The sequence below is a fragment of the Hyella patelloides LEGE 07179 genome (genome assembly GCF_900659865.1).
Taxonomy (GTDB): domain Bacteria; phylum Cyanobacteriota; class Cyanobacteriia; order Cyanobacteriales; family Xenococcaceae; genus Hyella; species Hyella patelloides.
Genome location: NZ_LR214068.1, coordinates 1 through 8,159, shown reverse-complemented (window position 1 = coordinate 8,159; position 8,159 = coordinate 1). Strand labels below are relative to the sequence as shown.

Here is an 8,159-nt window from a genome sequence, read left to right as displayed (position 1 = left end):
TTTTTAAATTGAGCGAACCGTGAGTTATCTTTACTCAAGGAGTTAAACAAAGCTTACAGCTGTTAGCTTATAGCTGTAAGCTAGTTAAAGAAGTGGAGGAATTAAACAAAGCTTACAGCTTATAGCTTAAGGCTTATAGCTGGTTAAGGCAGACATAATCTTGAAAAAGCCGAACGATCCGTTTAAAACTCCTGCGGTTACTACACCGCCAATCGCTGCTCCTAGAATCCCGTGTCCGCTAACATCTGTTCCTGTCAGATAGAGATTTTTAATCGGGGTTTTCGCATCGATCCATTTGGCATCTAGTCTTTTTGGGATCGGTGGAATGCCATAAATAGCACCTCGATCGCTCCCATCAAAATATTCTACTGTCAAAGGTGTGGAAAGTTCGCTGTAGGCGATTAAATCTTTGAAACCAGGATATTGAGACTCAACTAGCTCAATTAAGCTTTGAGAGAGTTTTTCTTTGAGTTGACTATATTCCTCTCCTCTTTTTTTCCAAGATTTATCTTGCCATTGAGCAAAGCAATTATAGTCTATGAAGCAGATAATTTCCCCAGTGTGGCTTTTTGCTGCTGGATTTTTTAAGGATGGGAAGGATAAATAACAGCCAGTGGGAAATTCTTCGAGTTTGGTTAGCTTGACAAAGGTGTTTTCGTGGTCGTAATCTTTAAAAATTGTGTGGTTTTCTCCTTTAAATCCTAGCTTGGCTGGAGATTCTTTGAAACCTAAATAAAGAGTTATATTGCTCATTCCTTTAGGAAATGCTTTAATTTCTTCTCGGTAAGAAATAGCATAGTTTTCAGGAATTAGTTTTGTGTAGGTATTAAATGCTCCTGCATCGGAAATAATTATAGGTGCGTAGTATTCTTCTATTTCTGCTTCTGGTTTGTGGGTTTTCCTGGCTTTTACGCCGATAGCTACTCCATTTTCAATCAAGATCTCTGTAACTTCTCGTCGCGCGATCGCACGTCCGCCTGTTTTTTCGATTACGGGTAAGATTTGCTTGGCAATTTGAGAACTTCCCCCCACAGGATACCAGCCACCTTTAAGATAGTGGTTGGCTATCAAAGCATGGATACCAAAAGAACTTTGGGATGAAGGTAGAGCATAAGTATCACTCCGCGAATCTAGTAAAGATTTTAGTTGCGGATTTTGGAAGTTGCGATCGAGATATTCTTTGGTTGTCTGTCGGCTAATCTTGCCAAAGGTGCGTGTCAATAGCTTAACTATAGGACTCAAAAAACTAGGAAATGATGCTGCGACTGCCTCAAGTTCACTCCAAGTCTGAACTTTTTTGAGATCTGCAAAGTATTTTTCGATTGCTGCTTTTTCTTCTGGAAACATCCCGATTAGATCGGACTGATATTTTTGCGGATCGGAATCTACTTCAAAGGTAAAGTCGGGATAGATAAATATATCAAAAGGATCTGGCATTTTATTCCAACGTAGTTTTCCTTCTGTTATGTAGTCAAATAGTTGTCTTCCAATTTCTCCTTCTCCCATTTCCCCTACATAATGAAGTCCCACATCCCAGTGAAACCCTTGACGCTCAAATTCGTGGGTAAATCCGCCAATTACGTAATGCTGTTCTAATACTAATACTTTCTTGTGGCTGTATTTCGAGAGGATCGCAGCAGCCGTAAGTCCACCAATACCAGAACCAATTACAATCGCATCGTATTTATTTGCATTTAAATTAGACATTTTCTTGATTCTCCTCTGGTTGTTAGCTACTAATTACGATCAATTTTTTTGTTGTTTTTGGAGCATATTCCACTCCCGTCAATTGTGACTCCTAAACCCCAGCCAAGAATTGGATAGACACTCCAGAAATCGCGGGGTGTTGTGGCAAGATTCAGCAACACCAGAAATATACTGACGGCTAAATAAGGAATTAAATGAAACCTAATAAATTCCTTCCTCTTTTTGGCTTGTTTATGGCTGGCTTTTTGTTGCTCTAACCAAGCTTTTTCGGCTTTTTGTAGGGTTTCTGCTGAAATACCGACTTCGGCTGCTATTTCTTGTAATTGTTCTGGCGAGATGTAATCATCTTTTTGTATCATTGTTGCTTCTCGCAAGATTTGTTGTACTTCTTCGTTGCTATATGTTTGGGTCATTTTCTTCGCCTCGTTCTATTTATATTTATTGACTCTAATTAGTTTTTTGACCGTATTTCGTCCTCCTCCGAACAAAGAAAATTTTATAATTTTTTATATGTAAATTTTGACATATAGAAAGCTGAGTTTGAGAAAAGAGAAATGAAATATAAATAAGTCTTACTCCTTCTGCTATAGACGATTAAAATGATTCGATCTTGGCAATAGTTTCATCCAACCATTTCAAGTACATTTGTTCATAGGCAAGTCCGAGATCGAGAGTCATCCGCCAAAATTTTGCTTCGCGATCAAAATCGATAAGATCGCTTTCTGCTGGAGATTTTTCTGGTTTAATCTGTCGGTATAATTCTAGCTGTTGCTGGCGTAGCTGACGCTGAAACCTTAACTCGTCGAGAACACTGGAGCGATCTCTCGAACCAGAGAAAAACAACCTGACGAGTAAACTGTCTTTGCTAGGTGGCAATTCTGTGAGACTTTTTCCCAACCATTGCTTAAATTTAGATTTGCCTAGCTCTGTGACATCATAAATCCTTCGTTCGAGCCTTTCATCACTATTGTCGATAATAGAAGTTACTAAACCATCCTGCTCCATTTTGCGTAAAGTTGTGTAAATTTGACTGTGATAGGCGTGCCAAAAATGTGCAGTTGAACCATCGACCAGGCGTTTCAGGTCATAACCAGTCATCGGTTGATAGTTGAGAAATCCTAGAAGAATATATTTGAGCATATTTATACTCTAAAATATAAAAAATTATATGTCAATAATTACAAGTAATTTTTTATAATAATTATAGATTGAACCTATTACAGTTGAAATAACTATTTGGTACAGCAATAAATAATATGCAAAACTTCTAACATAAACGAATCACGATGAAAAACAATCGCTTCAAATTCCCTTGGCAATCAAAGTTATCTCAATGGGAGCTTTGGTTCACTTCTCAACTGGATGCTTTAAACAACAATGAAGAGATTGCTCCACCCTGGGTAATCTATCCAGATACCGATCCTTGGTGGGGTGGTTGGCGACAAGGTTACTCTGAAGCTTGGTTATTTCAGATTTGGTTACCTTTTTGGAAAAGGTTAGATCGCCAGTCTCAAGAAATTTATGCGGAAAAATGGGATGCAAGTCTTGATTGGTGTAAATACATTTTTGAATATTGGAACAAATCATAACCAATGCATAGAGTCAAAAACCGAAAAATTACGGCTTTTTGGCGATCGCAAACTATCAAGACTTGCATTGAGTTTTCTACTGTTAATAATGACTGCCAGACTTACGATGTTGCATGGCGGTAATACCACTATTTTCTGACACTTCACCTTGTTCTACCACGGCATAAATCAAGTTGCGATCGCCAGATGGAACATTACTTTGGACGGTACATTCTAAATGAGCCAAAGCCTCTTCAATAATCAAACAACCATTAGTAGCAGTTTTAGTAGTTACATTGTCAAACTCGCGCGTTCCCAAGGGGCTGTCTTTTGAGGTCTCCTCAAAAGCTTGTACGCCCCGTTTGCGCCTGTCGGCGGCGCGGGGTCGCTCGTCGAAAGAATTTCTACTTTGATGAGAAAAGTTCCTTCTGATATTTCCGCCTTCATTGAGAATATTCAGCACAAATTTATCCCCTGGATTACTAATTAGATTGGCATTTTGTTCTGGAGCTAAAGCAATCATGACACCAGGAGGATTAAAAGTTGCTTGGGATACCCAAGAAGTCAGTACGCCGTTATGATGATTATCGTGACAAGTAGTTAAAACGCAAAGAGAACCGACAATTCTACCAACCGCTTGTTCGGTGCGATCGATCTGAGTCTCTGTTACTGCCTGACGAGGAGTACGCAGTTTCTTGGTTTTTTTCAGTTTTTGCGTAAAATTGATTCCTGCCTGTAAACATTCTTTTAAAGTAGTAGCAGTGGGGCTAAAACGCACGCGGATTGGTTCAAACCCGAAGCTATAGTGGGCATCTTTTAGTTTATTTTCCAGCATGGCGATCGCTTCCCCACTCCAACCATAAGAACCAAACACCCCTGCTAACTTGGTTTTGGCTACATTAGCTAAGACGATTCCCAATGCGGTTTGAATTTGAGTTGGTGCATGACCTCCCAAAGTGGGAGAACCTATAATAAAACCATCACAAGCTTGAACTGCTGTCGTAATTTCTTCAGTGGAAGCAAGTTCGCAGTTGATCGATTCTATGGCTACTCCAGATTGTATCAAACCATGAGCGATCGCACTAGCCAGAGTTGCGGTATTACCGTAGGCAGAAGCATAAAGCAGAACTACTTTAAATTCTTGGGCTTTTTGTTCTTGACACCAGGAGCGATAATCATAGCTAAAGCGACTGAGGCTATATTTGATTAACGAACCGTGAGCAGGAGCGTATATTTTACTATCAAAAGCCGTAAATTTAGCTAAAGCAGTTTCTAATTGTTTGGTTTGGCTAGCGTGGAGACAATCGAAATAGAAACGACGGTCTAAATCTAATTGTTTCCAATTATCATCAAAGATGGGTTCATCGCAAAAATGCGCCCCAAAAAACTTATCGGTGTAGAGAATTTTGCTTTGAGGATCGTAGGTACACAATCCATCTACCCAACGGGGAGTAATTGCACTAATAAACTGTAGTTGATGTCCTTGTCCTAAGTCTAAAGTATCTTTGTCTCTAACTACTTGAATTCGCGATCGCTGTTGGGGAAAAGTCAAAGCTGCTTCTAAGGCGTTGACTGCGGGTTTGGAACAGATTATTTGGGCTTGGGGTGCTTTGGCTGCTAAAACTTTTACTGTTGCCAAGCGATTAGGATTAACGTGCTGTAAGATGATGTAATCTAATTTTTGTAAATCAAGATGCTGTTCTAAAGTTTCGAGGTAAATTTGCGTAAAAGATTGTCCTGGCGGATCTATTAAAGCAATTTTATCGGCTTCAATCAGATAAGAATTAGAAGTTGTGCCTTTTTGACGGGAATATTCCACTTCAAATTTTAATCTATCCCAAGTACGCGATCGCAATACCTGAGTATTAGTGCTAATTGTAGCTACTTGAACATCTCTTTTTTTAGCAGGGGTGGTTTTAATAGGAGCTTGTACCATGATGATTGATTTTTATTGGTTTGTCTGTAGATGAAAGCAGGTAATTATCGACTGTGATTTCTTAGTTTGCGCTTATTGATTGAGTTGTTATCCTTAATTATTTTTTGTTTATATAGCTGAGATACTTTTTGTTCGGGATCGACACCTTCAAAGGTAGGAGGTAGCCAAACTCGGACGACTAATAAAACTGCTAAAACTAATAAAAAGGAACAAGTGGCTAATACCTGACTCCAAGGAGTTTCTAAAATTCCTTTGACAATAATTTCTCTTAAAATTGAAACAATGGAAACTTCGACGGCAACACCAATAGAAACTCGACGTTCTTGCAGATAAATAATTAATAAGCGGAATAATTCCACTAAAATCAGCAAAAACAGAATATCAGCAGTGACTCTCGTAAAGTTTAAAGGCGGTAGTAGAGAGACAAACATCTCTCGCAATTGAATCGCCATAAAGCTAAATAAACCGATGCAAAGAGAGATGATAATCAAATCTTGGACAAACTCCAACATTTGAATTACTCCACTGCTATTTAGCCATTTGTACCAGGGAGTTGACGACTTATTAAAAGGCTCATGCATTATGTTTATCTTTTGTTATTAGTTGTTAGTCATTATTAGTCATTTGTTTTTACAAATTGATGGGTGGGTAACACCAGTTACTTAATAGTGATTTCCCACTTTGCGATGGTGGACGGCTGTTAAAACATCCAGTTTGGCTAGTCTGCCAGTTTGCACGGTACTATAAACAATCCAGTGATCGCTACATTCAATTCGGTTGCTCACTTCACATTCAATGTAAGCTAGAGACTCGGCAATAATTGGCGAACCATTGCTAGCAGGTACGGTTTTGATTTCTTCAAAGCGATCTGCACCAGGGGAAAAACGTTTGAGAAAATGTTTGATTAAATGCTGATAATTGCCTTCTTCTAAGACATTCAAGACAAAACGATCGCCAACGTGTAAGAAAGATTCAATCGCCCGATCTTTAGCAACAGCGATCGCTATTCCTAGGGGAGTCATGCTAGCCTGTGTTACCCAAGAAGCAACCATTGCACTAGAAATCTCGCCTTTTTGAGCAGTGATGATATATAAGCCGTTGCTGATTCTGCCCAAGGCTTTTTGTAAACTGTTATCTATGGCTTTGATTTGTTTAACAGTGCGATCTCTAGTTAACCATTGTCCTAAATCTGTACCAGCTTCATCGCAGACTTGATTAATTGCTCGATCCGAAGATTCTTTAACTAAAATTGGGGGAAAAGCTTCGGTGAGTCCAATTTCTTGAAACTTGTTACGCAAAGGATAAACTGGCTCATCTTCACCGCCACCAGATTCAAAAAGTGCGATCGCTTGCTTGCTGTGTGCTGCTGCCAATACTGTACTGAGAATAGCATGGGCTTCCGAGTCTGATTGGGGTGGCATTCCAATTACTAAACCTGCTGCTTGCGCCACTAATTCCCTGACTTCTTGGGGTTCAGTGTCATTCCAATTAATTAATTCTACTGCTACTCCTGTTTTCGTAATGCCATAAGCGATCGCTCTAGCGAGATCGTCACTACAACCATAGTCTTCAGCATAAAACAGTGCTACCAAGGTTTCTGCTTTAGTTTGTGCCTTACTCCATTGCTGATAGCGGTCTACTAATTCCGCGTGATGGTACTGTAGTAAAGGGCCATGTCCTGTGGCGATTATCCCTAATTCTAGTTTTCCCATTCGTTTGATGGCAGCTAAAACAGAACGAGCATTCGGTTTCATTAAACAGTCATAGTAATATTCAAAATCTGCCTCGATGAGGGACAAATCCTCATCAAAAGTAGGTTCATCACAATAGTGCATCCCAAAAGCATCGCAGGTATAAAGAACTTGGGTTTTATAATCGTAAGTAAAAATTGTATCGGGCCAGTGTAAATTAGGAGCAGAAACAAATTCTAATTGATGTCCATTCCCTAAATCTAGGCGATCGCCATTTTTAACGATTTGGTGTGCAAAGGGTTGATGCACCATATTTTCTAAAAACTGAATCGCTACCTTGGCACCAACTATAGTAACTTGGGGTGCTAATGCCAAAATATCTTTAACTAAACCACTGTGATCGGGTTCGGTATGACTAATAATTAGATAATCAAGTTGAGATGGATCGATTAAACCTGTTAATAACTCAAGATAAAGCTGACGAAACTTGGCATGAGAAGTATCGACTAAAGCTAGTTTCTCCCCTTGAATGATAAAAGAATTGTAGGTTGTGCCGTTTTGCAAGCCAAATTCAATATCAAAGCGATCTCGATCCCAATCCAGACAGCGAATCGCAGTAGTCTCTGATGCGATTTCTGAAGTTTGTAGGGTTAGTCTTGTAGTCGATTTAGTCGTTTGTTTATTATCTGTAAGTGCAACCATAAGTCAGTTAATCCTGGTCAAGTATTTTAAATTTTCTGAGGACAAATTTCAGTTGAATAGAATCTGGTTAAATTAAGAGGTGCAAAATTTGAAATCTCTTACTTGTTACCCAAGTGGTCTACTGAATCAAAAATTGCTGTAAGGCTTCTTTTCTTATATTGACGTACAGTTACTGATTTGTAAAATGTATATTTTTTACTGAATCTATTAATTAAACTTATCTAAAGTGGCAAATAAAAGAATTATAATCATTCGTAATAACTAGGCAAAGTACATTGTATTTTTGGCGTTGGTGATTTGATGTATGGCGTACAAAATGTTTCTGCTCGTAGCTATAAGTTCTAAGCCTTTTTAATACTAGAAAAGACATAAATTTCAGAAATCATACCTTGATTCACCAACGCCGTATTTTTAATAAAGTCTGACTCTTGAGACTTACGCCTAAAAATTGTCGTGGCTTATAAAAATCAAAAAGTAGGGTGGGCATTGCCCACCCTACCCTATCATTTAATTCTCTAATATTTCATGTCTCAGAATAAATAAAAGTAGCACGCA

The 8,159-nt window shown here is 38.8% G+C and carries 7 protein-coding genes; 1 reads left to right on the top strand and 6 read right to left on the bottom strand.

Going from position 1 to position 8,159, the window contains the following annotated elements; all coding sequences use genetic code 11:
* Positions 1 to 126: 126 nt before the first annotated feature.
* The 3 genes from H1P_RS28670 to H1P_RS28660 form a co-directional block, all read right to left on the bottom strand.
* Positions 127 to 1,707 carry a phytoene desaturase family protein gene (locus H1P_RS28670; RefSeq protein ID WP_144874162.1) on the bottom strand — a complete coding sequence of 527 codons (1,581 nt, stop codon included), beginning with the start codon at positions 1,705 to 1,707 and terminating at the stop codon, positions 127 to 129.
* Between the two features lie 29 nt (positions 1,708 to 1,736).
* Positions 1,737 to 2,120 carry a 2TM domain-containing protein gene (locus tag H1P_RS28665; protein ID WP_144874160.1) on the bottom strand — a complete coding sequence of 128 codons (384 nt, stop codon included), beginning with the start codon at positions 2,118 to 2,120 and terminating at the stop codon, positions 1,737 to 1,739.
* A 181-nt stretch (positions 2,121 to 2,301) separates the two neighbouring features.
* Positions 2,302 to 2,847, bottom strand: a complete 546-nt coding sequence (locus H1P_RS28660; RefSeq protein ID WP_144874158.1) for a PadR family transcriptional regulator — start codon at positions 2,845 to 2,847, stop codon at positions 2,302 to 2,304.
* 146 nt (positions 2,848 to 2,993) lie between these two features.
* On the opposite strand from H1P_RS28660, the gene H1P_RS28655 reads away from it, so the two are divergent.
* Entirely contained in the window at positions 2,994 to 3,296 is a 303-nt protein-coding gene (locus H1P_RS28655; RefSeq protein WP_222427294.1) for a hypothetical protein, read from the top strand.
* Positions 3,297 to 3,378: 82 nt separating this feature from the next.
* Here H1P_RS28655 and H1P_RS28650 read toward each other — a convergent pair whose 3' ends face one another.
* The 3 genes from H1P_RS28650 to H1P_RS28640 form a co-directional block, all read right to left on the bottom strand.
* On the bottom strand, positions 3,379 to 5,211 hold the full coding sequence (locus tag H1P_RS28650; RefSeq protein WP_144874156.1) for a diflavin flavoprotein: 1,833 nt from the start codon (positions 5,209 to 5,211) through the stop codon (positions 3,379 to 3,381).
* A gap of 44 nt (positions 5,212 to 5,255) precedes the next feature.
* Complete coding sequence (locus H1P_RS28645; protein ID WP_144874154.1) at positions 5,256 to 5,792, bottom strand: phosphate-starvation-inducible PsiE family protein; 537 nt, start codon at positions 5,790 to 5,792, stop codon at positions 5,256 to 5,258.
* An 81-nt stretch (positions 5,793 to 5,873) separates the two neighbouring features.
* Entirely contained in the window at positions 5,874 to 7,604 is a 1,731-nt protein-coding gene (locus tag H1P_RS28640) for a diflavin flavoprotein (protein WP_144874152.1), read from the bottom strand.
* Positions 7,605 to 8,159 lie beyond the last annotated feature (555 nt).